This is a genomic window from Amaricoccus macauensis (genome assembly GCF_014201905.1).
Classification (GTDB): domain Bacteria; phylum Pseudomonadota; class Alphaproteobacteria; order Rhodobacterales; family Rhodobacteraceae; genus Amaricoccus; species Amaricoccus macauensis.
The window spans coordinates 1,124,568-1,146,467 of the sequence record NZ_JACHFM010000002.1 but is presented as its reverse complement, the minus strand read 5'-3'; the positions used below and the strand labels follow the sequence as shown (position 1 = coordinate 1,146,467).

The 21,900-nt window shown below is 67.5% G+C and carries 18 protein-coding genes and 1 tRNA gene; 8 read left to right on the top strand and 11 right to left on the bottom strand.

All coding sequences use genetic code 11. From position 1 onward, the window contains the following. Nucleotides 1-308 precede the first annotated feature (308 nt). Nucleotides 309-2,489 carry a malate synthase G gene (locus HNP73_RS12920; RefSeq protein WP_184149910.1) on the top strand — a complete coding sequence of 727 codons (2,181 nt, stop codon included), beginning with the start codon at nt 309-311 and terminating at the stop codon, nt 2,487-2,489. 796 nt (nt 2,490-3,285) lie between these two features. Here the strand turns inward: HNP73_RS12920 and HNP73_RS12915 are convergent. Continuing rightward, nucleotides 3,286-3,379 (bottom strand) — tRNA-Sec (locus HNP73_RS12915). Nucleotides 3,380-3,632: 253 nt separating this feature from the next. Here HNP73_RS12915 and selD point away from each other — a divergent pair. Beyond that, nucleotides 3,633-4,703 carry a selenide, water dikinase SelD gene (gene selD, locus HNP73_RS12910; RefSeq protein ID WP_184149907.1) on the top strand — a complete coding sequence of 357 codons (1,071 nt, stop codon included), beginning with the start codon at nt 3,633-3,635 and terminating at the stop codon, nt 4,701-4,703. Between the two features lie 16 nt (nt 4,704-4,719). Here selD and mnhG read toward each other — a convergent pair whose 3' ends face one another. The 9 genes from mnhG to ppa form a co-directional block, all read right to left on the bottom strand. Then, nucleotides 4,720-5,031: a monovalent cation/H(+) antiporter subunit G gene (gene mnhG / locus HNP73_RS12905; protein WP_184149904.1), complete on the bottom strand. Its 312-nt coding sequence runs from the start codon at nt 5,029-5,031 to the stop codon at nt 4,720-4,722. Continuing rightward, nucleotides 5,028-5,309 (bottom strand): K+/H+ antiporter subunit F, encoded by a 282-nt coding sequence (locus HNP73_RS12900; protein WP_184149901.1) that lies wholly within the window; start codon nt 5,307-5,309, stop codon nt 5,028-5,030. Before HNP73_RS12900 ends, mnhG begins: the two co-directional genes overlap by 4 nt. Beyond that, complete coding sequence (locus tag HNP73_RS12895; RefSeq protein ID WP_184149898.1) at nt 5,306-5,791, bottom strand: Na+/H+ antiporter subunit E; 486 nt, start codon at nt 5,789-5,791, stop codon at nt 5,306-5,308. Before HNP73_RS12895 ends, HNP73_RS12900 begins: the two co-directional genes overlap by 4 nt. Next, nucleotides 5,788-7,419, bottom strand: coding sequence for a monovalent cation/H+ antiporter subunit D (locus tag HNP73_RS12890; RefSeq protein ID WP_184149895.1), 1,632 nt, complete (start codon nt 7,417-7,419; stop codon nt 5,788-5,790). The genes HNP73_RS12895 and HNP73_RS12890 overlap by 4 nt, the downstream gene beginning before the upstream one ends. Beyond that, nucleotides 7,416-7,760 carry a Na+/H+ antiporter subunit C gene (locus HNP73_RS12885; RefSeq protein WP_184149892.1) on the bottom strand — a complete coding sequence of 115 codons (345 nt, stop codon included), beginning with the start codon at nt 7,758-7,760 and terminating at the stop codon, nt 7,416-7,418. Before HNP73_RS12885 ends, HNP73_RS12890 begins: the two co-directional genes overlap by 4 nt. Beyond that, the gene (locus tag HNP73_RS12880; RefSeq protein WP_184149889.1) at nt 7,760-10,654 is read right to left on the bottom strand and encodes a monovalent cation/H+ antiporter subunit A; all 2,895 of its coding nucleotides are present in this window, start codon (nt 10,652-10,654) and stop codon (nt 7,760-7,762) included. Before HNP73_RS12880 ends, HNP73_RS12885 begins: the two co-directional genes overlap by 1 nt. Nucleotides 10,655-10,838: 184 nt before the next feature. Beyond that, on the bottom strand, nt 10,839-12,014 hold the full coding sequence (locus HNP73_RS12875) for an OmpP1/FadL family transporter (RefSeq protein ID WP_184149886.1): 1,176 nt from the start codon (nt 12,012-12,014) through the stop codon (nt 10,839-10,841). 239 nt (nt 12,015-12,253) lie between these two features. Continuing rightward, nucleotides 12,254-14,392 (bottom strand): sodium-translocating pyrophosphatase, encoded by a 2,139-nt coding sequence (locus HNP73_RS12870; RefSeq protein ID WP_343063293.1) that lies wholly within the window; start codon nt 14,390-14,392, stop codon nt 12,254-12,256. Nucleotides 14,393-14,531: 139 nt separating this feature from the next. After that, on the bottom strand, nt 14,532-15,083 hold the full coding sequence (gene ppa, locus HNP73_RS12865) for an inorganic diphosphatase (protein ID WP_184149883.1): 552 nt from the start codon (nt 15,081-15,083) through the stop codon (nt 14,532-14,534). Between the two features lie 225 nt (nt 15,084-15,308). On the opposite strand from ppa, the gene chrA reads away from it, so the two are divergent. The 4 genes from chrA to HNP73_RS12845 all read left to right on the top strand — a co-directional run bounded on the left by chrA (nt 15,309) and on the right by HNP73_RS12845 (nt 18,868). Continuing rightward, nucleotides 15,309-16,691: a chromate efflux transporter gene (gene chrA / locus HNP73_RS12860; RefSeq protein WP_184149880.1), complete on the top strand. Its 1,383-nt coding sequence runs from the start codon at nt 15,309-15,311 to the stop codon at nt 16,689-16,691. A 76-nt stretch (nt 16,692-16,767) separates the two neighbouring features. Continuing rightward, nucleotides 16,768-17,703 carry an ACP S-malonyltransferase gene (gene fabD, locus HNP73_RS12855; protein ID WP_184149877.1) on the top strand — a complete coding sequence of 312 codons (936 nt, stop codon included), beginning with the start codon at nt 16,768-16,770 and terminating at the stop codon, nt 17,701-17,703. Between the two features lie 10 nt (nt 17,704-17,713). After that, nucleotides 17,714-18,451 carry a 3-oxoacyl-[acyl-carrier-protein] reductase gene (gene fabG / locus HNP73_RS12850; RefSeq protein ID WP_184149874.1) on the top strand — a complete coding sequence of 246 codons (738 nt, stop codon included), beginning with the start codon at nt 17,714-17,716 and terminating at the stop codon, nt 18,449-18,451. A 177-nt stretch (nt 18,452-18,628) separates the two neighbouring features. After that, a complete protein-coding gene (locus HNP73_RS12845) occupies nt 18,629-18,868 on the top strand; it encodes an acyl carrier protein (protein ID WP_184149871.1) in 240 nt (79 codons plus the stop codon). 236 nt (nt 18,869-19,104) lie between these two features. Here the strand turns inward: HNP73_RS12845 and HNP73_RS12840 are convergent, their stop codons facing one another. Next, complete coding sequence (locus tag HNP73_RS12840; protein ID WP_184149869.1) at nt 19,105-19,701, bottom strand: TlpA family protein disulfide reductase; 597 nt, start codon at nt 19,699-19,701, stop codon at nt 19,105-19,107. Between HNP73_RS12840 and argH the strand changes: the two genes are divergently transcribed. Then, on the top strand, nt 19,700-21,094 hold the full coding sequence (gene argH / locus HNP73_RS12835) for an argininosuccinate lyase (protein ID WP_184149866.1): 1,395 nt from the start codon (nt 19,700-19,702) through the stop codon (nt 21,092-21,094). The two genes, HNP73_RS12840 and argH, sit on opposite strands and share 2 nt — an antisense overlap. A 161-nt stretch (nt 21,095-21,255) precedes the next feature. Further along, on the top strand, nt 21,256-21,798 hold the full coding sequence (locus HNP73_RS12830; protein ID WP_184149863.1) for a putative pterin-binding protein: 543 nt from the start codon (nt 21,256-21,258) through the stop codon (nt 21,796-21,798). Nucleotides 21,799-21,900: the final 102 nt, after the last annotated feature.

Sequence of the window (21,900 nt, the reverse complement as noted above, 5' to 3'; positions counted from 1 at the left end):
TTTGGTCTTCGGACGCTCATGATAGTCGAGCGCGGTCCGCCGCTCGACTGCCTTCGCGATGCTGTCGGCCGTACTTGCGCAGTGATACATATTAATATCAGAGTTTCTTGTGGACAAGATCAGTGCTACTCGTTCAGCCAGCCGGGATCGAATTCATGGCTTGGAATAAAGCCTCTCCGACCGCTCGTTGCGAACCGCGAGGTTGTGGCCGGCGCGCGACCGATTAAAACTGGTCAGGACGGCAGGCCAGATCGTATCAGCATGGCCAAGGCTCAGGACCCGACAGGACTAACCGAGAAGGAAGCATTATGAACGACCCCGCCGAGAGCCAGCTGACCCCCGGTTACGTGGACAGAAGCGAGCTTCGGGTCGTCCCCGAGCTTGCGTCCTTCATCGAGGATGAGGCGCTCCCGGGCACCGGCATCGACGCGAAGACCTTCTGGGACGGGCTCTCCGGTCTGGTGAACGAGCTTGGGCCTCGAAACGCCGAACTGCTGCGGCGCCGGGCAGAGTTGCAGACGCTGATCGACAACTGGCACGACGAGCATCGCGACCAGCCGCGGCGGGAAGTCTACAAGGCCTTCCTGAGCGAGATCGGCTATCTGCTGCCGGAAGGCGACGACTTCACCATCGAGACAACGAACGTCGATCCCGAGATTGCCAGCGTGCCGGGGCCGCAGCTCGTGGTGCCGATCACCAATGCCCGCTTCGCCCTCAATGCCGCCAACGCGCGCTGGGGCAGTCTCTACGACAGCCTCTATGGCACGGACGCCATGGGAAGCGCGCCGCCAGCCGGCGGCTACGACCGGGGCCGCGGCGCGCGGGTCGTCGCTCGGGCGCGCGTGTTCCTCGACGAGGCGTTCCCGCTCTCGGGCACCAGCCACGCGGACGCGCGGCGATATCACGTGCGCGCGGGTGCGCTGCTCGTTGACGATCAGCCTCTCGTCCAGCCGGAGAAGTTCGTCGGCTACCGCGGCCATCCGCAGGCGCCGGATGCGGTCCTGCTGCGCAACAACGGGCTGCACGTGGAGCTGGTATTCGACCGCACTCATCTGATCGGCAGCCGCGATCAGGCTGGGCTGGCGGACGTGCGGCTGGAAAGCGCGGTCTCGGCGATCATGGACTGCGAGGACTCCGTCGCTTGCGTCGACGCCGAGGACAAGGTTGTCGCCTATCGCAACTGGCTCGGACTGATGAAGGGCGACCTGTCGGAGACGTTCCAGAAGGGCGGCCACCGGATGACCCGGAGCCTCAACCCGGACCTGACCTTCACCGCTCCGAATGGCGGCGAGATTACGGTCAAGGGGCGCGCGCTGCTGCTCGTGCGCAACGTCGGGCACCTGATGACCAACCCGGCGATCCTCGATCGCGAGGGCAACGAGGTCTACGAGGGCCTGATGGACGCGATGATCACCACGATGATCGCGATGCACGACCTGAAGAAGACCGAGCCGCCGCGCAACAGCGCCACCGGCTCGGTCTACGTGGTGAAGCCGAAGATGCACGGTCCGGAGGAGGTCGCCTTCTCGGACGAGACCTTCACCCGCGTGGAGGAGGTCCTCGGGCTGCCGCACGACACGGTGAAGCTCGGCATCATGGACGAGGAGCGGCGCACCAGCGTCAATCTCAAGGAGTGCATCCGCGCCGCGAAGTCGCGGGTCGCCTTCATCAACACCGGCTTCCTCGACCGGACCGGCGACGAAATCCACACGTCCATGGAGATGGGCCCGGTCAGCCGCAAGGAGTTCATCAAGCGCAAGCCCTGGATCGGCGCCTATGAGGTTCGCAACGTCGACATCGGCCTCGAGTGCGGCTTCTCCGGACGCGCCCAGATCGGCAAGGGCATGTGGGCCGCTCCGGACCGGATGGCCGCGATGCTCGAAACGAAGATCGAACATCCGAAGGCGGGCGGAAACTGCGCGTGGGTGCCGAGCCCGACCGCGGCCACCCTGCATGCGCTGCACTATCACAAGGTGGACGTCTTCAAGGTGCAGGAGGCGATTGCCAAGGAAGGGCGGCGCGCCCACGTCGATGCTTTGCTGGAGATCCCCGTCGCGAGCTACCAAAAGTGGACGCCGGACCAGGTTCGCCGCGAGGTCGAGAACAACGCCCAGGGCATCCTCGGCTACGTGGTGCGCTGGATCGATCAGGGTGTCGGCTGCTCGAAGGTTCCCGACATCAACGACGTGGCGCTCATGGAGGACCGCGCGACCTGCCGCATTTCGGCGCAGCACATCGCGAACTGGCTGCGCCACGGCATCGTCAGCGAGGAGGAAGTGATGACGATCATGCGGCAGATGGCCGAGGTGGTCGATCGTCAGAACGCCGGCGATCCGAACTATCGCCCGATGGCGCCCGGCTTCGACGGCGTTGCGTTCAGGGCGGCTTGCGACCTGGTCTTCGAGGGACGGTCACAACCCTCGGGATACACCGAGCCGATCCTGCACGCCCGCCGGCGCGAGCGCAAAAGGCTCGATGCGGCCGCCTGATACGCTTGAGCGGTTCAGCCCCGATAGCTGAACCGCTCTCCGGTCTGTCGCATTCCCCGGGGAAGGTGCAACTGCCGGGGCTCCGATGCCGCTCCCGTTTCAGTTCACTCCGCGACGGGAGCGGGCTTTCCGAACCAGTCTCGTCGTGCTGTTTGAGATAGTGCTTCAGCGCGAAGATCACTGGCACCTCGTCGCGCGGCGCCTCGCGGACCACCTGATTGCAGGTCACGACGCCGGTGTGATGTCGCGCCATCCATTCTGGCTGTCAGACGAGACTTGGGCCGCGATCGAACCGCATCTGCCACGCGGCAGGCCAGGCAAGACCCGCGCCGACGATCGCTTCAATCGCCGGTCCGCGCGCAGGCTGTTTGAGAAGATGGCAGCCGTGGGAGCAGTCCCTGACGAGCTTTCCATCGTTAGCACCCAAGGCGCAGCGGGCACAAAGGGGGAAGCTTCAACAGACCCTCGACCCGAATGTCGAACTCGAACCGGTCGAAGGCAAGAACGCAATCGGATCCGGCGCTAAAACCGTGAGGAACAGGGTCACCTGCCATCGTCCCGCCGTCACCCCGCAACAGATCGGCGACGCTCTTTAAAGCGAAAGGCGTGCTGGTTCAAGGAACTGATCCAGAAGATGGGAGGCTCGAGAAAGCAAGCGAGGCGCGCTTCGACGAGCGCTGCGTCCCCACCGGCAGGCGGTGCATCGCATCCGATAGCATGCAAGAGCAACTAAGGGCGGGAATCTGGCAGGTACAGGCGCGAAATCTTGTAATTTATCAATGATCTCAGGTGGGTATGGCGGAAGAGGAAGGAGTCGAACCCACCGGAGGCGCCAGGCGCCTCCCACCGGATTTGAAGTCCGGGCACCCCACCGGGGATGTTGCTCTTCCGAGCCTCATGGGTAGCGTCCGCGCCGCGCGGGTGTCAACCGGTGGGCGGGCGTGCCCGCTGTGGAATCAACGGGTTCGCCGTCGACGGTGCGAAAGCGCATGGCAAGGCTCACCGCATTGTCAGGCGCGGGCGGACTTCGGGATGGACGCCTCCCGCCAGTGATGGGACAGTCCTGCCCGGGCCGAGGTGCGGGTATCGCGGCGGCAGGTGTATCGCCCGACCATCAGAGCCGGGCCTTCGGCGGAGGAAGCGATGGGTGCGTCCGAAACGCTCGTGAAGACCGGGGAGCCGCGGCTCACGGCGCTCTCCCATGGTGGCGGCTGCGGTTGCAAGATCGCGCCGGGGGTGCTCTCGGAGATCCTGCGCGGGACGCCCGCGATGCCGGTGCCCGAGGCGCTGATGGTCGGGATCGAGACCTCGGACGACGCCGCGGTCTGGAAGCTCAATGACACCCAGGCGCTGGTGGCGACCACAGACTTCTTCATGCCGATCGTTGACGACCCGGCCGACTTCGGGCGGATCGCGGCGACGAACGCGCTCTCGGACGTCTATGCCATGGGCGGCACGCCGATCATGGCGCTTGCCATCGTCGGAATGCCGATCAACGTTCTCTCCCACGCGACCATAGGCGCGATCCTTGGCGGCGGCGCCAGCGCCTGCCGCGATGCCGGGATCCCGGTGGCGGGCGGGCACACGATCGACTCGGTCGAAGCGATCTATGGGCTCGTCGCGCTCGGGCTCGTGCATCCCGACCGGGTGCGGCGGAACGCCGCCGCCCGGCCGGGTGACGTGCTGGTGCTCGGCAAGCCGCTCGGTGTGGGCGTGTTGTCCGCCGCGCTGAAGAAGGGCGCGCTCGAGCCTGAGGGCTACGCGCGGATGATTGCGACGACGACGCGTCTCAACACCCCGGGGCCGGATCTCGCGGCGCTCGACGGGGTCCATGCCATGACTGATGTGACGGGCTTCGCGCTCGCGGGCCATGCGCTCGAAATGGCCCGGGGGGCGGGGTGCGACGTGCGGCTCGACTGGACGGCGGTGCCGCTGCTCGCCGGGGCGCGGGAGCTGGCGGCGCAGGGCTTCGTGACGGGCGCGAGTGGCCGGAACTGGGCGAGCTATGGTGCGGAAGTGGTTCTGCCCGATGACTTTCCGCCGGAGGCGAAGGCGCTGCTCACCGATCCGCAGACCAGCGGCGGCCTGCTCGTCGCCTGCGAGCCGGCCGCGATCGGCGAGGTGCTCGAAACCTTCCGCCGCCACGGCTTCACCGAGGCGGGGATGATCGGCGAGGTCATTGCGGCGGACGGGCCACCCCGCCTGCGTGTCTAGGTCATGGGATATCGCTCTACCGGTCGCGGTAGAGCGCGGCGCGGCCGAGGAGCATCAGGGTGACCGGCGTCGTGACGGTGACGAAGCCGGCGATCAGCAGTTCGTGCAGCACCGGCCGCGACTGGGTGACCGAGAAGACGATGATCGAGGCGAGGACGATCCCCGCGGTGCCCCAGCTCGAGCCCAGCGTCGGCGCGTGGATGCGCTCGTAGAACGTGCGGAGCCGCAGCAGGCCGAACGAGCCGATGAGCGCGAGACTCGAGCCGAGCACGAGGAAGGCCGCCGCCGGGATCGCCGCCCAGAGGGGCAGGGTATCGAGATGGGTCATTCGATGATCTCGCCGCGCATGAGGAATTTGGCCAGCGCCACCGTCGCCACGAAGCCGAGCATGGAGATGACGATCGCAGCCTCGAAGAAGAAGGCGGTGCCGTTGCGGATGCCGAGCGTCAGGAACAGGAGCATGGTGTTGACGTAGAGCGAGTCGAGCCCGAGCACCCGGTCCTGCGCCCGGGGGCCGCCCAGGATGCGGATGGTCGCAAAGACCATCGCGAGCGCCAGCGCCCCGAGGGCGAAGGTGATCGCGGCGGAGAGGATGGTGGCGCTCATTCGAAGATCTCCTTCAGCAATCGGCCGTAGCGCTGGTTGACCGTCTCCCGCCATTCCTCGGGGTCGGCGAGGTCGAAGACGTGCAGGAGCAACCGGCCGTGGGCCGCGTCGTAGTCGATCCAGGCGGTGCCCGGGGTGGCGGTGACGATGACCGCGAGGACGGCGAGCGCGGTCGGGTCGCTGATGTCGAGGTCGATCTCCACGAAGCCCGCCCGCCGGCCGGCGCGGCCGCCGCCGAGGATGATGCGCGCCACCGCGACATTCGAGACGATGATGTCGAGCACGACCCGGACGCAGAGCACGACCACCTTGTCCCAGCGGCGGATCCGTGGCCGGGAGGGCTCGAGCGCCGCCATCGCCTGACCGACGACCAGCGCCACCGCGGCGCCGAGCACGAGATGGCCGGGCGAAACGCGGTTGAGCAGCAGCCACATGATGACGACGCCGAGGCTGAGCAGCGGATGCGGCAGGATGCGGCTCATTTCCCGGCTTCCGGCATGGTCTCGGCGCCGAGGACCCCGCGCACGTAGACGTGGGGGTGGTAGAGCGACGTGGCGGTCGCCTCCATGTAGTCCATGACCGGCCCCGCCTTCACCGACGCGCCGAGGGTGAGCGCGAGGAGCACGATGACCGGGACGAGCTCGACCAGCGGCACGGAGGGCAGCTCCTCCTCTTCCGCCGCCCAGAACGTGCGGGTGCCTTCACGGACCAGGGCGATCAGCGCAGCGAGCCCGGAGATGATCACCACCGCGGTGAAGGCGATACCGATCAGCGGAATATCCCGTTTGCCCAGATCGTCGAACGACAGGACCGCGGAGAGCATGGCGAACTTGCCGAGGAAACCGGCGAGGGGCGGCACCCCGGCGATGAGCAGCGCGCAGGTGAGAAAGCAGAACCCGAGGACGGTCGTCGCTCCGGGTACCCCGGGACCGCTGCCGGCACTGCGCAGCTCGGCCTCCCCGAGATCGTCGTCGCCAAGCCCGTAGGCCTCGGCGGTCACCGTCAGGATGGCCGCGAGCTCGCTCTCGCCGCGCTCGATCAGCTCGACCATGAGAAAGAGCGCGCTGATGGCGACCGTGGAGATGACGAGATAGAAGAGCGCCGCGGCGATCATCGCGCTGCCGCCACCAAGGCCCGAGATGCCGATGACCGCAAGCAGCGTGCCCGAGGAGACGAGCACCGAGCAACTCGCAAGCCGCCCGAGCCCCTGCGAGGCGAGCACGCCCACCGTGCCGAAGACCAGCGTGGCAAGGCCGCCCCAGAGCAGCACCTCGGCGCCGAACCCGGTCATCTGTGCCGCGGCGGTGCCGAACGCGAGCGAGGAGATCCGCAGCACCACGTAGACCCCGACCTTGCTCAGCACCACGAAGACCGCGGCGGCGGGCGGTGGCGCGGCGCCGTAGGTGATCGGAAGCCAGAAGCAGAGCGGCCACATGGCGGCTTTGACGAGGAACGCGATCCCGAGGACAGCGGCGCCAGCCGCGAGCAGCGGCTGTTGCTCGGCCGCGACGAGCGGCACGCGAACCGCGAGATCGGCCATGTTGAGCGTGCCGGTGACGCCGTAGATCAGACTGACGCCGATCAGGAACAGAAGCGAGGCCGCGAGGTTCATCGCGATATAGTGCAGACCCGCGCGCACCCTGAGCGTTCCCGAGCCATGCAGCGCGAGTCCGTAGGAGGCGGCGAGCAACACTTCGAAGAACACGAAGAGGTTGAAGAGATCGCCGGTCAGAAACGCCCCGTTCAGCCCCATGAGCAGGAACTGGAACAGGCTGTGGAAATGCTGCCCGCGCCGGTCCCAGCGCGCCATCGCAAAGACCACCGCCGAGAGCGCGAGCACCGAGGTCAGAAGCACCATGAGCGCGGACAGCCGGTCGAGGACCAGCACGATCGCGAAGGGTGGCGGCCAGTCCCCGAGCAGATAGAGCCCGATCGACGTCGTGTGATGCGACGCCATGTCCACCAGTTCCAGTGCGACGATGAACTGGGCGACCGTCGAGACGACGGCGATCACCCGGCGCTGGGTCTCGCCGTAGAACAGCATCAAGGCCCCGGCGACGAGCGGGATCAGGATCGAGGCGATCAGGATGTGGTCGGGGCTCTCGGTCACCGGTCAGGCTCCTTGCCGTCCACGTGGTCGGTCCCGGTCAGTCCGCGAAGCGCGATCATCACCACGAGAAAGAGCGCGGTGGTCGCGAAGCTGATAACGATGGCGGTGAGGACCAGCGCCTGCGGCACCGGATCGGCGTAGAGACTGGTATCGACGATACCGGCTTTGTCGAGGACGGGGGGGGCGCCGGTACGCGGCCGTCCCATGGCGAAGATGAAGAGATTGACCCCGTAGGAGAGCAACGCCAGCCCGATGATGACCTGAAACGTCCGTGGCCGGAGCAGCAGCCAGACGCCCGACGCGACAAGGATGCCAATGGCGATGGCGAGCACGGCTTCCATCAGCCCTCCTCCTCGCTCTCGGCGGCACGCTGCGCGCGAAGCGACTGGTGGGCGATCGCGACGAGGATGAGCACGGTCGCGCCGACCACGAGCAGGTAGACCCCGATGTCGAAGAGCAGGGCGGACGCGAACGGAACCTTGCCGATCCACGGGAACTCCACGTACTGCGCGTAGCTCGTCAGGAACGGGTAGCCGAAGAGCCACGATCCGATGCCGGTCAGGGCCGCCACGATGAGGCCGAGCCCGATCCAGCGCAAAGGCAGGATGCGCAGCCGGTCCTCGACCTCGCGCACGTTCGATCCGAGGTATTGCAGCAGGAACGCGATGGCGAGCGTGATGCCGGCCGCGAAACCGCCACCCGGCAGGTCGTGGCCGCGCAGGAAGAGGTAGATCGAGAGCGTGATGATCGCCGGGAACATCCAGCGGATGATGACTGACGGCACCGCGAGATAGTCGCGCAAGGTATCGCCGACGTTGCGGTCCTCGCGCTCGGTGTCGGAGGCGTCCTGCCGAAGCTGCTGCTCGGGGCGGTCGCTGCTCTCCTGCGCCGGGCGGAAACGGCGGAGCAGGGCGAAGATGGTAAGTGCGACGATCCCGAGCACGGTGATTTCGCCGAAGGTGTCGAACCCGCGGAAATCGACGAGGATGACATTCACCACGTTGGTGCCGCCGCCCTCCACATAGGCGTGCTGCAGGAACCAGTCGGCGGTGCCGCGGTTCGGTGGCGTGGTCATCACCGCGTAGGCGATCCCGGCAATGCCAAGGCCGCAGGCGCTGGCGATGACCAGGTCGCGGCCGCGGCGGGCACGCGCGAGGAGCCCGCGGTCGGCGGCGATCTCCTCGCGCCGCTTCGGCAGCCAGCGCAGGCCGAGAAGCAGGAGCACCGTCGTCACGATCTCGACGAGGAGCTGCGTCACCGCCAGATCCGGCGCCGAGAGCCAGACGAAGGAGACGCACGTCATGAGCCCGGCGCCACCGACCAGCAGCAGCGCGGCGAAGCGGTGGTACTTCGCCTGCCAGGCCGCAGTGATGGCGCAGGCGGCGCCGACGGCCCAGACCACGGTGAAGAGCGGATCGAAGTTGCGCGGGCCGATGGGCTTCAGGTGTTCCGCCCCCCAGAGCATCCATGCGGCAGCGCCGAGCGCGACCAGCACCAGGATGCGGAGCTGCGTCTGAAGCCGCTCGGTGCCGAGAAGCTTGAACGCCCGCCGCGCCCAGATCCACGAGACGTTGACCAGCAGCCGCTCGAAGATGCGTTGCCCCTCCAGCTCCCGCAGGATCGGCGGCCCCTCCGGCGCCGTGGTGATGCGCGTTGCCAGCAGCCGATAGAGGATGAGACCACCGATGAGTGCGGCGATGCTCATGGCGAGCGGCAGGTTGAACCCGTGCCAGATCGCCAGGCTGTAGTAGGGTACATCCGGGCCGAGCACGGACAGCGCGGCGGTGTGCAGCGCCGGGGCGATGGTGACGCCGGGCAGGATCCCGACGAGCAGGCAGGTGACCACGAGCACCCCGACCGGCAGGCGCATGAGGAACGGCGGCTCGTGCGGCTCCTTGGGCAAATCGGTGGCGGGAGCGCCGAAGAAGACGCTGTGCACGAAGCGGATTGAGTAGGCGACTGACAGGATCGCGGCGATGAGCGCCACCCAGGTCATCGACCTGTCAAGAAGGGAACTGTCATAAGTTTCCGCGGCTTGCGCGAAGAACATCTCCTTTGAGATGAAGCCGTTCAGCAGGGGGACGCCGGCCATGGCCGCTGAGGCGACGATGGCGAGGGTGGCGGTCTCGGGCATGGCGCGCCAGAGCCCGCCAAGGCGCCGCATGTCACGGGTCCCCGCCTCGTGGTCGACGATGCCCGCCGCCATGAAGAGCGACGCCTTGAAGATCGCGTGGTTCACCGTGTGGAAGATCGCCGCGACGATGGCGAGGGGGGTGTCCATGCCGATGAGTGCGGTGATGAGACCGAGATGGCTCACCGTCGAGTAGGCGAGGAGCCCCTTCAGATCGTGCTGGAAGAGCGCGAAGAACGCTCCGAGCAGCAGTGTGAGCAGGCCCGCGGCGCTGACGATGGTGAACCACTCCTGCGTTCCGCCGAGGGCCGGCGAAACGCGGATCAGCAGGAAGACACCCGCCTTCACCAGCGTTGCCGAGTGCAGGAACGACGACACCGGCGTTGGGGCCGCCATGGCGTTCGGCAGCCAGAAGTGGAACGGCACCTGCGCCGACTTGGTGAAGGCGCCGAGCAGAACGAGGATCAGGATTGGCACGTAGAGCGGATGCGCCCGGAGCACGTCGCCCGAGGCCAGCACCTGATCCAGGTCGTAGGAGCCGACAATTGCGCCGATGAGCAAAACGGCCGCGAGGAGCGAGAGACCGCCGAACGCGGTGACGACGAGCGCCATGCGCGCGCCGTCACGCGCGGCCGGGCGCCGGTGCCAGTAGCCGATCAGCATGAAGGAGAAGACGCTGGTCATCTCCCAGAAGACCACCAGCATCACCAGATTGCCCGAGAGCAGGATGCCGCCCATGGCGCCCATGAAGGCGAGAAGCCACGCAAAGAGCCGCGCCGCCGGCTCCTTGGGCGAGAGGTAGTAGCGGGCATAGAGGAAGACGAGAAGCCCGATCCCGTTCAGCAGGATGAGGAAGAGCCATGCAAGGCCATCGACCCGGATCGTCAGGCGCAGGCCGAAGCTCGGCAACCAGGCGATATCGTACCGCGCGATCCCGCCGTTCGCCACCACCGGATAGAGCGCGATGGTGACGAGCAACCCCGCCACTGCAACCGAGCCTGCCAGCAACGCTTCTGCGTTCCGGCTGGTTGGCAGCAGCGCCGCGGCAATGCTGCCGACAAATGGCAGCACCAGCAACAGGGTCAGGAAATTCTGCAGAATCATTCCTCGAGGATGTCGGCTACCCTGCCGACATGCCATTCCACGGCCCTCACGCCAAGGCTTTGGCCGCAGATTTCCTGCCTCGCGAGGGGTATGATACCGACCTTGCCCGCAATGCGGGCAGAGATCGCTTCGGGCGACGGATTGCCCCGGCAATCGTGGGCCATTCCCTGGTTCGGAGGCCGCGTCAGAAGGTGTATCCCACGCGCAGGCCTGCCCCCCACACCCAGCCGTCGTCGAAACTGGTGTCGAGCAGATTCGTCGTATCGCCGAGTCGGCCGTAGGTGATGCCGCCCGTGATGCTCGTCCGCCCCCAGTCATAGCTCAGCGCCGCGGTGGCGGTGGTGCGGCCGTCGTAGGGGCCGAGCGTCGTCATGACGCCGCCGACACTCGGCTCGTAGCTGACCGAGAACGAGCCCGCGAGCTCGTCGGTGAGCTGCCTGCCGAGGCCGAGGGTGTAGGTCCACCAGTCGTCGCCATACTCGACCAGCGGCCGCGGCGCGCCGAGGAGGGCGGCGGTGGTCTCGCCGTAGAGCGGCGGGCTGATGTTGAACTCGGACCAGTCGACCCAGCGGATCGAGCCGAAGACCAGCGTTCCCGGCGCGACGCCGGTCTGGAACTCGAGCGTCGCCGACTGCGGCGTGTCGACGTCGGTGTTCGTGTCCACCGTCCCCGCAAGCGCCGAGGTCTCGCGGGTGTCGAGATCGTGGCTGATCTTCGAGTGGTACGTGAGCGCCACCCTGAGCGCGATTTCCGGGCGCTCGTAGGCGGTGCCGATGAGCCAGCCGTAACCCCAGTTCTTGCCCGCATCCACGGAGTAGCCGCCGAGGAACGGGATTGCGGCCTTCGCATCGAGGCGCTCGGCGCGCAGGCCGCCGTAGACCTTCACCGCGCTCGTCACGTCGTAGGCAACGGCCGCGGTGATCTGGTAGGTCTTCATGTCGGCGAGGCTGCCCTGATAGAGCGTGTCGCCATTCGGGAGCAGCGCCGGAAAGCTGCCCGCGCCATAGCTCGTGTCCGCCCCGTAGGGCTGGTCAAAGATCAGGGCGTAGGAGATGCGCTCAGTGAGATCGGCCCGGTAGGCGCCAGCGAAATTCCAGCGCGACTCGAAGAGATCGCCGGTGTTTCCCGGCACGAACATCGGAGCGGGGCCGGCAAAGCCCGCGGGGATCGTCGCGCCGTTGCCGCTCTGGTGCGGGTCGGAGAAACTGAAGCCGAACTCGGCGTAGCGGCCATCCTGATAGAGAAGGCGCACGGTCGCCGGCACCACCTGCTCGAGCGCCGCCGCGTGGGCGGTTCCGGCAACGGCCACAGCAAGGAGTGACGCGCCGGAGAGGACCCCGGCGAGCTGCAGGTTCGGCATGATGCTTCCTTTGGTATTGGGGTCTGTGGGGTCTGTCTGGTAATTGTCCGCTCTACACGGCCCTCGTTGTCAGCGTTGAAACGCTAAAGACCCGTTCTGGTTGCATGGTTTTGGCCATGTGTGACAATCACGCAACATTCCTGCGGGTCGGTTGCCGCGCGAGGGGGCAGCCGCCGGAAAGCGCCGCGGATGACGGCTGGCCGCCAATTCGTCGTCACGCCGGTGGAAGTGCCGCCGGCTCAGTGGGCGAGTACGGCGAGCATAAGCAGGGCTACGATATTCGTGATTTTTATCATCGGGTTGACGGCCGGTCCTGCGGTATCCTTGTAGGGATCGCCCACTGTGTCGCCGGTCACGGCCGCCTTGTGGGCGTCGGAGCCCTTGAAGTGCTTCTGGCCCGAGGCGTCGGTGAATCCGTCCTCGAAGATCTTCTTCGCATTGTCCCACGCACCGCCCCCCGATGTCATCGAGATCGCGACGAAAAGCCCGTTCACAATCACTCCGAGCAGCATGGCACCGACGGCCGCGAGCGCGGCGTCGCGTCCGGCAATCCAGTTGATCGCCGCGAAGACGACGATGGGCGACAGCACCGGCAGCAGCGATGGGACGATCATCTCGCGAATCGCGGCCCTGGTCAGGATGTCGACGGCCCGGCCGTAGTCGGGCTTCGAGGTGCCCGCCATGATGCCGGGGTTCTCGCGGAACTGCCGGCGCACCTCCTGCACGATGGAGCCGGCAGCCCGGCCCACCGCGGTCATGGCAATGCCGCTGAAGAGGTAGGGCAGGAGCCCGCCGATCAGCAGCCCGACGACCACGTAGGGGTTCGAGAGCGAGAAGTCGACGTTCAGTCCGTCGAAGAAGCTGCCCGGTTCCGCGTGCTGCGCGAAAAAGCGCAGATCCTCGGTGTAGGCCGTGAAGAGCACCAGTGCCCCGAGCCCGGCCGAACCGATGGCATAGCCCTTGGTGACCGCCTTGGTGGTGTTGCCGACCGCGTCGAGCGCGTCGGTGGTGGCACGCACCTCCGGCGGCAGGTCGGCCATCTCGGCGATGCCGCCGGCGTTGTCAGTGACCGGACCGAAGGCGTCGAGCGCCACGACGACCCCCGCCAGCGCCAGCATCGTGGTCACCGCGATCGCGATGCCGAAGAGCCCGGCCAGCTGGTAGGTGACGATGATGCCTCCGACGATGACGAGCGAGGGCAGCGCGGTTGATTCGAGCGAGACCGCGAGCCCCTGGATGACGTTGGTGCCGTGGCCGGTGATCGACGCCTGCGCGATGGATCGGACCGGGCGATAGCCGGTGCCGGTGTAGTATTCGGTGATGATGACGATCAGCGTCGTCACCACGAGGCCGACCGCGCCGCAGAAGAAGAGATCCCACGCGGTGAAGCTCGTTCCCGTTGAGGTGGTGAAGGTGGCGCTCATCGGCCCGGGAAAGACCACCGCGGTGAGTGGAAGCAGCAGGATGAGCGACAGGACGCCGGTGGCGATGAAGCCCTTGTAGAGCGCGCCCATGATCGTGCCGCCGGGCGAGAGCCGCACGGCGAAGGTGCCGATGATCGAGGTGATGACGCAGATCGCGCAGATCGTCAGCGGGAACAGCATCACCGTCCCGACCATTTCCGGCTGGCCGGAGAAGTAGATCGCCCCCAGCACCATGGTCGCGACCAGCGTCACCGCATAGGTCTCGAAGAGATCGGCCGCCATCCCGGCGCAGTCGCCCACGTTGTCGCCGACGTTGTCCGCGATGGTCGCCGGGTTGCGCGGATCGTCTTCGGGGATCCCGGCCTCCACCTTGCCGACGAGGTCCCCGCCGACGTCGGCGCCCTTGGTGAAGATGCCGCCACCCAGCCGCGCGAAGATCGAGATGAGCGAGCCGCCGAAGCCGAGGGCCACCAGCGCGTCCGTCACCGTGCGGTCGTTCGGCTCAAGCCCGGCGATCCCCACGAGGATGCCGTAATAGATGGCGACTCCGAGCAGCGCGAGGCCGGCGACCAGCATTCCCGTCACGGCACCGGCGCGAAACGCGAGCTGGAGTCCCTCGGCCAGCCCCTTCGAGGCGGCCTGTGCCGTCCGCACGTTGGCGCGCACCGAAACCAGCATGCCGATGAAGCCGGCAGTGCCCGAAAGAACCGCGCCGATCAGGAAGCCGATGGCGACGGGCAGGCCGAGAAGGAGCGCCACGATGACGAAGATCACCGCGCCGGCAATCGCGATCGTCAGGTACTGTCGCTTGAGGTAGGCGGTCGCGCCTTCCTGGATCGCCCCGGCGATTTCCTGCATTCGCGCGCTGCCGGTATCGGCGGCCAGCACCCAGCGAACCGCCCAGATGCCGTAGACGATGCTGAGCGCACCGCACAGGATGACGAGGAAAAGCACGTCCAGTCCCTCCCGCCCTTAGTTTTGGCGGCAGAGTGCATTATCAACTGGTTCGGCGCAAGCAGATCGGCGGCGCACCCCGAAGGTGCACCGCCGGTCTGTCGTCGCAATGCTGAAGGTGGCGTGAGCCCGCCCGGGCTCAGGCGGTCTCTTCGCTGGCCTTGTAGCGCTCGATCGATTCCATCAGGATCTTCTGGGCTTCGGCCTTGTTGCCCCAGCCGGTGATCTTCGCCCACTTGCCCTGCTCGAGCGACTTGTAGTGCTCGAAGAAGTGCCAGATGCGCTCACGGTGACGGATCGGCAGGTCCTCAAGGTCCTGGATCTCGGCCTGGAACGGGTCGACCTTCTCGATCGGCATGGCGATGAGCTTGTCGTCGAGGCCGCCGTCATCTTCCATGTGCAGCACGCCGATCAGGCGGCAGCGGATGACGGAGCCCGGAACCAGCGTGACCTCGGTGCGGACCATAACGTCCACCGGGTCGCCGTCCTCGTGCAGGGTGTTGGGCACGAAGCCGTAGTTGTTCGGGTAGAACATCGGCACGTTGACGATCCGATCGACCATCAGGGCGCCCGAGGCCTTGTCGAACTCGTACTTCACCGGCGAGCCGCCGGCCGCACCGCCCGGGATCTCGATAACCACATAGATGTCGTGCGGCGGATTCTCCCCCGGCGGGATCTTGTCGAGCTGCATGGGGGTAACCCCTCCAGAATTCAGTAACGAACGTGCCGCGCCTATCACATTCGCATCCGCAGCAAAAGAGGAATGGTCGTCGCATCGAACGAAGGTGGCGAACCGGCGCCGCGTCGCCGGTCGGGCACCTGATTGACACCGTCACAGCACCTTCACAGAACCGGACGATGGTCCGGGCGCCGGCGCGATCGTTGCCGGTATCCTGAGAGATACGGGAGATTGAGGATGGCCTCACCGCCGGACGACGGGCGCGTGCCGCCCATGCCGAGCTTCGCCGAGGCGACGCGCGTCTGGGCCCGGATCGCGCTTCTGTCCTTTGGCGGGCCGGCGGGGCAGATCGCGGTCATGCACCGCATCCTCGTGGAGGAAAAGCGCTGGATCGGCGACGCGCGTTTCCTGCACGCGCTGAACTTCTGCATGCTCCTGCCGGGGCCGGAGGCGCAGCAGCTCGCGACCTATTCCGGCTGGCTCCTGCACGGTGCGCGCGGCGGCTGGGTCGCGGGGATGCTCTTCATCGTGCCGGGGCTCGTCACGATCATGGGCCTCAGCTGGATCTATGTCATCTGGGGAGAGGTGGGCGTTGTCGCGGCGGCCTTCGTCGGCGTGAAGGCCGCGGTGCTCGCGATCGTGCTGCAGGCGGTCGTCCGCCTCGGCAGCCGGATCCTCGGGAGCGGCCTGCACCGCCTGATCGCCGCCGGAGCGTTCGTCGCGATCTTTGCCTTCGACGTGCCGTTTCCCCTGGTCGTCCTGAGCGCGGCGCTCATCGGGCTCGTCGCGGCGCGGGCAGGCGTCGCATCCGCCCGCGCGCCCGGCGGCCCGGGCGGTGGCGCCGGCGAGGTGGCGGACGCGGATACGGTTCTCGGCGCGGAGTCGCAGGCGCTCGGATCCGCGGCGGCGACCGGCGCGCTCCGGGCCGGTCTCCTCGCGCTTTTCCTCTGGTTCCTGCCCGTCGGCTTGCTGCTGCTCGTCGCGGGTCAGGGGAACGTCTTCACCGACATCGCGCTGTTCTTCTCCCACATGGCGCTCGTGACGTTCGGTGGGGCCTACGCAGCACTTGCCTATGTCGCTCAAGAGGCAGTCGGCACCTTCGGCTGGCTCCGGCCCGGCGAGATGCTCGACGGTCTCGGCATGGCCGAGACGACGCCCGGGCCGCTCATCATGGTGCTGCAGTTCGTGGGGTTTCTCGCGGCGTTCCGCGATGCCGGATGGAGCGAGCCGCTCGTTGCCGCGACTCTCGGCGGCCTGCTCGTCACCTGGGTCACGTTCGCGCCGTGTTTTGCGTGGATTTTCCTCGGGGCGCCTTACATCGAGCGCCTGCGCGGCAGCCCGGCGCTCGGCGCCGCCCTCGGGGCGGTGACGGCGGCGGTCGTCGGCGTCATCCTCAACCTTGCGGTCTGGTTCGCGGTTCACGCGGCGTTTCGCGAGGTGTGGGCGGTCGGGATCGGGCCGGTGTCGCTCGACCTGCCGGTGCTCGCGAGCATCGACTGGAAGGCGGCCGGTCTCGCGGCCCTCGCGATCGTCGCGGTGTTCCGCTGGCGCCTCGGTCTCGCGGGGGTCATCGGCGGCGGCGCGGCGCTCGGGATCGCGCTCCACGCCGTCGGCCTCTGAAGCCCCAGCGGCGGGCTGGACGCGCGCTCCGGCCACAGATAAGGGGATCCGGGAAGCAGAAAACGCGGAGAGGACCATGCGCGCGTTCGTCTTTCCGGGCCAGGGCGCCCAGGTGATCGGTATGGGGCGCGACCTCGCCGAGGCCTATCCGGCGGCCCGGGCCGTCTTCGACGAGGTGGACTCTGCCCTCGGCGAGAAGCTTTCGGCGCTCGTCTGGGAGGGCGACATCGCCGAACTCACCCTGACCGCGAACGCTCAGCCGGCGTTGATGGCGACTTCGATCGCCACGATGCGCGCGCTCGAGGCCGAGGGGGTGCCGGTGACGAGCGCCGCCTTCGTCGCCGGTCATTCGCTCGGTGAATATTCCGCGCTCTGCGCCGTGGGCTCGCTCAGCCTCGCCGACACCGCGCGCCTCCTGCGGCTGCGCGGGCAGGCGATGCAGGAGGCGGTGCCGGTGGGCGAGGGCGCCATGGCCGCGCTCCTCGGGCTCGATCTCGCGGCCGCCGAGGCGGTCGCGGCCGAGGCAGCCGCTGATGGCGGCGTCTGCCAGGCGGCGAACGACAATGATCCGGCGCAGGTCGTGGTCTCGGGCAGCCGCGCCGCGGTGGAGCGTGCCGTCGGGATCGCGAAGGGCAAGGGCGCGAAGCGCGCGCTGCTCCTGCCGGTGAGCGCGCCTTTCCACTGTTCGCTGATGCAGCCCGCCGCCGACCGCATGGCCGAGGCGCTGGCGGGCACCGCCATCGCCGCGCCGTCCGTGCCGCTGGTCGCCAACGTCAAGGCGGAGGCGACGTCGGACCCGGAGGAAATCCGCAGGCTCCTCGTGGAGCAGGTGACGGGCCGGGTGCGCTGGCGCGAGAGTGTCGCATGGATGGTCGCGCAGGGCGTCACGGAATTCGTCGAGGTGGGTGCCGGCAAGGCGCTCTCCGGCATGGTGAAGCGGATCGCGAAGGGCGCGGAGACGAAGGCGGTGGCGACGCCGGCCGACGTCCGGTCGCTCGCCGCGGAAGGCTGAGGAGAAAGAGATGTTCGATCTGACTGGCAAGGGCGCCCTCGTCACCGGCGCCTCGGGCGGCATCGGTGGCGCCATTGCCCGGGCGCTGCACGCCCAGGGCGCGGCGGTCGTGCTCTCCGGCACGCGGGTTGAGCCGCTCGAGGCGCTCGCGGCCGAGCTTGGCGAGCGTGCGCACGTGGCACCCTGCAACCTGTCGGATGCCGAGGCGGTCGAGGCATTGCCGAAGGCCGCCGCGGCGGCGCTCGGACAGGTGGACATTCTCGTCAACAACGCCGGCATCACCCGTGACCAGCTCTTCATGCGCATGTCTGACGACGACTGGTCGAAGGTGATCGAGGTGAACCTCACCTCGGTGATGCGCCTCTCGCGCGGCGTGCTGCGGGGCATGATGAAGGCCCGCTGGGGCCGGATCGTCAACGTCAGCTCGATCGTCGGCGTCACCGGCAACCCGGGTCAGGCGAACTACGCCGCATCGAAAGCCGCCGTGATCGGCATGTCGAAGTCGCTCGCGGCCGAGGTGGCGAGCCGTGGCATCACGGTGAACTGCGTGGCCCCGGGCTTCATCGCCACGGCGATGACCGATGCGTTGACCGACGACCAGAAGGCGAAGATTTCCGGGTCGATCCCCGCCGGGCGCATGGGAACCGCCGACGAGATCGCCGCCGCGGCGGTCTATCTCGCATCGCCTGAGGCGGCCTACGTCACCGGCCAGACGCTCCACGTCAACGGCGGAATGGCGATGGTCTGACGGCCCAGGGGCTTGTGTGCAATAGCATTTGCCAGCATCGTTCGGTGTGGTATAGCGCCGCGAAGTCGTTCCACGGTCACTTGGACTTAAGTGCGCTGACAATACCGCCGCTTGCGGCTCGGAAACAGGAATAGCCGGTCGAGAGACCGGCACAGAAGCAGAAACGAGGAAGACGCAATGAGCGATATCGCAGAACGCGTGAAGAAGATCGTGGTCGAGCACCTGAGCGTTGACGAGTCCAAGGTGACCGAGAGCGCGTCCTTCATCGACGATCTGGGCGCCGACAGCCTCGACACCGTCGAGCTTGTCATGGCTTTCGAGGAAGAGTTTGGCATCGAGATCCCGGACGACGCCGCAGAGACGATCCAGACCTATGGCGATGCGGTGAAGTTCATCGAAGCGAACGCCAGCGCCTGACATCCCTCGCCGGTGCCTTCGGGCCTGAGAGTTCGGGCCCGAGAGGAAGACCAAGCTCCGTCGCGCCACTGGCCGGCGGAGCTTCTTGCTTTTCCGGGGGATTTCTCCCAAGGCGCGCCACGCGCGTTGACCGGCAACCATGACGCGGGATGATGGGTGCGGGGACGCGACGATCCTGCCGTCTCTCGTCCCCGTGACCCCGCCCCAGCGGCCTCATTCCTTCATCGACTCGGACCTCATCCCTCCGGCGCGTCGGCGAGATGGGCGAGCAGCGCGCGTGCTTCCGGGCTGTTCCAGTTGGCGCCGCCGAGCAGGCGGCCGACTTCCGAGCCGTCCTTGGCAAGGATGATCGTCGCCGGCAGGCCCGGCACGTCCATCGCGCGCGCCAGGGTGCCCTTCGGATCGAGGGCGTTCGGCAAGGCGGTGATCCCGATTTCCTTGCGGAAGCGGGCGATGCCATCCGGCGCGTTGCGGCCGGTCGCGATGGTGATGACTTCAACGCCGCCGGGACTGTCGCGCGCCAGTGCCTCGAGTTCAGGCATTTCCGTACGGCAGGGCACGCACCAGGTGGCCCAGAAGTTTACGACCCGCACCCTGCCGTTTGACTCGGCCAGCGTGGTCTCCTGCCCGTCATCGCCGGTGTAGGGCGTGTCCGGCGCCGGAACCGGATCGGTCGCCAGCACGAGGCGGCGCATCTCGCCCACCTGCAACGCGTCGAGACTCCCCGGAGACTCCGCACCGACGGGGGTGGCGAGCGCCGTGATGGCAACGTATAGCAGTGCAGCCGCCGGGGAGGGCGTGCGCGCAAGGATCGAGGGCAGGCGGAGCGACATGGCCGACAAATCGGGTTCCAACACGATGTGGGGCGGTCGTTTTGCTACCGGCCCGGACGCCCTCATGCAGGCGATCAATGCGTCGATCGACTTTGACAAACGGCTCGCGGCGGAGGACATCGCCGCGAGCCGCGCCCATGCCGCCATGCTGGGCGCCACCGGCATCGTCAGTGATACCGATGTCGCCGCGATCCGGGAAGGACTGCTCACGGTCTTGTCAGAGATCGAGGCCGGAGATTTCGTCTTTTCGCGCGAGCTCGAAGACATCCACATGAACGTGGAGTCCCGGCTGCGCGAGCTGATCGGCACGGCTGCCGGACGGCTCCACACCGCCCGCTCGCGAAACGATCAGGTGGCGACCGACTTCCGCCTCTGGGTCCGTGGCCAATGCGACGCGGCGATCGATGGGCTGACCGAACTCATGCGGGCGCTGCTGGCGCAGGCCGAGGCCGGCGCCGACATGGTGATGCCGGGCTTCACCCACCTGCAGGTGGCGCAGCCCGTGACCTGGGGCCACCACATGCTCGCCTACGTCGAGATGCTCGACCGCGACCGGGGCCGGTTCCGCGATGCCCGGGCACGGATGAACGAGAGCCCGCTCGGGGCGGCGGCGCTGGCGGGGACATCCTTCCCGATCGATCGCGAGACGACGGCACAGGCGCTCGGCTTCGACCGGCCGATGGCGAACTCGCTCGACGCGGTCTCCGACCGTGACTTCGCGCTCGAGTTCCTGAGCGCCGCGGCGATCACCGCCACGCACCTCAGCCGCTTCGCCGAGGAACTCGTGATCTGGTCTACGGCGCAGTTCCGCTTCGTCTCCCTGTCGGATCGCTTCTCCACCGGCTCTTCCATCATGCCGCAGAAGAAGAACCCCGACGCGGCGGAGCTCATCCGGGCGAAGCCGGGGCGGATCAACGGCGCGCTGGTCGCGCTCCTGACGGTGATGAAGGGCCTGCCGCTCGCCTATTCCAAGGACATGCAGGAAGACAAGGAGCAGGTCTTCGACGCCGCGGACAGCCTGATGATCGCGCTTGCCGCCATGGCCGGCATGGCCTCCGACGTGGTGCCGCAGGCCGAGCGGATGCACGCGGCCGCGGCGGCCGGCTTCTCGACCGCGACCGATCTCGCGGACTGGCTGGTGCGCCGTCTCGGCCTGCCGTTCCGCGAGGCGCACCACGTCACCGGCGCGCTGGTGAAGCGCGCCGAGGCGAAGGGCGTCGACCTGCACGAGCTCACCCTCGGGGAGATGCAATCGGAGCACCCCGGGATCACGCGGGAGGTCTACGACGTGCTCGGGGTGGAGAATTCCGTCGCGAGCCGCATGAGCTACGGCGGCACCGCCCCCGAGCAGGTGCGCGCGCAGGCGGCGCGTTGGCGGGCGGCGCTTGCATGAGGACGCTTGTATGTGGAAGCTGATTCTCCTTCTGGTAGTATTCGCCGGGCTCGCGGCCTGTGGTATCAAGGGCGGACCCGTGGCTCCGAGGCAGGACGTCCCCCCGATTCCGGCCGCTGGTGCAAACGGAGGACTCGACCTCTGACCTGAAAGGGTTGCGCATGATATTCTCTCCCCGCTCGCTCCTGGTGGCGTGTTTCCTGATCGGAAGCGCCGTCTCCGCCATGGCAGAGGGGCCGGTGCTCCTGACCGTGACCGGCGAGGTTACCGCACCGAACCGTGGCCCGGTTGACCCGGAATACGACAAGCTTCTGGTCTTCAACGACGCAAAGTTCGAAAGGGCGCGTGAGTTCGGCCTCGCGGATCTCGAGAGCCTGCCTCAGCAATCGGTGAAGACGGATTTCCCCAAGGGCGGCCCTGAGACGGTGTTCTCGGGCCCGCTGCTCGGAGATGTGCTCGATGCCTCGGGTGCCCGGGGCGAGACGGTGACCATTCAGGCAATCGACGGCTATGCCGTCGAGATGCCGGCCACCGAACTGATCGCGAAGGGGGCGGTGGTGGCGACCCGGCGCGACGGCGAGCCCTTCGGCATCGGCAATTTCGGTCCGACCCAGATCGTGTTTCCGCGTGGTGACCGGGCAGACCTGAAGGACATGCCGGACGACTTGTGGGTCTGGCAGATCTACCGGATCGACGTGCGGTAGCGGCGCATCAGGGCGCTTGCGAGCCCGACGGACGCCATCCCGTGACGACCCCGGGATGGCGCGACCTCACAGTCATGGGAACGCTCGCGCGGGATCGCGTCG

Excerpts from the sequence above, each read along its gene's own strand:
- fabD (WP_184149877.1), top strand. The coding sequence starts at position 16,768 with ATGCGCGCGTTCGTCTTTCCGGGCCAGGGCGCCCAGGTGATCGGTATG.
- HNP73_RS12880 (WP_184149889.1), bottom strand. The coding sequence starts at position 10,654 with ATGATTCTGCAGAATTTCCTGACCCTGTTGCTGGTGCTGCCATTTGTC.
- ppa (WP_184149883.1), bottom strand. The coding sequence starts at position 15,083 with ATGCAGCTCGACAAGATCCCGCCGGGGGAGAATCCGCCGCACGACATC.
- HNP73_RS12885 (WP_184149892.1), bottom strand. The coding sequence starts at position 7,760 with ATGGAAGCCGTGCTCGCCATCGCCATTGGCATCCTTGTCGCGTCGGGC.
- HNP73_RS12900 (WP_184149901.1), bottom strand. The coding sequence starts at position 5,309 with ATGAGCGCCACCATCCTCTCCGCCGCGATCACCTTCGCCCTCGGGGCG.
- HNP73_RS12830 (WP_184149863.1), top strand. The coding sequence starts at position 21,256 with ATGATATTCTCTCCCCGCTCGCTCCTGGTGGCGTGTTTCCTGATCGGA.
- chrA (WP_184149880.1), top strand. The coding sequence starts at position 15,309 with ATGGCCTCACCGCCGGACGACGGGCGCGTGCCGCCCATGCCGAGCTTC.
- HNP73_RS12920 (WP_184149910.1), top strand. The coding sequence starts at position 309 with ATGAACGACCCCGCCGAGAGCCAGCTGACCCCCGGTTACGTGGACAGA.
- HNP73_RS12845 (WP_184149871.1), top strand. The coding sequence starts at position 18,629 with ATGAGCGATATCGCAGAACGCGTGAAGAAGATCGTGGTCGAGCACCTG.
- mnhG (WP_184149904.1), bottom strand. The coding sequence starts at position 5,031 with ATGACCCATCTCGATACCCTGCCCCTCTGGGCGGCGATCCCGGCGGCG.
- HNP73_RS12840 (WP_184149869.1), bottom strand. The coding sequence starts at position 19,701 with ATGTCGCTCCGCCTGCCCTCGATCCTTGCGCGCACGCCCTCCCCGGCG.
- HNP73_RS12875 (WP_184149886.1), bottom strand. The coding sequence starts at position 12,014 with ATGCCGAACCTGCAGCTCGCCGGGGTCCTCTCCGGCGCGTCACTCCTT.
- selD (WP_184149907.1), top strand. The coding sequence starts at position 3,633 with ATGGGTGCGTCCGAAACGCTCGTGAAGACCGGGGAGCCGCGGCTCACG.
- HNP73_RS12895 (WP_184149898.1), bottom strand. The coding sequence starts at position 5,791 with ATGAGCCGCATCCTGCCGCATCCGCTGCTCAGCCTCGGCGTCGTCATC.
- fabG (WP_184149874.1), top strand. The coding sequence starts at position 17,714 with ATGTTCGATCTGACTGGCAAGGGCGCCCTCGTCACCGGCGCCTCGGGC.
- argH (WP_184149866.1), top strand. The coding sequence starts at position 19,700 with ATGGCCGACAAATCGGGTTCCAACACGATGTGGGGCGGTCGTTTTGCT.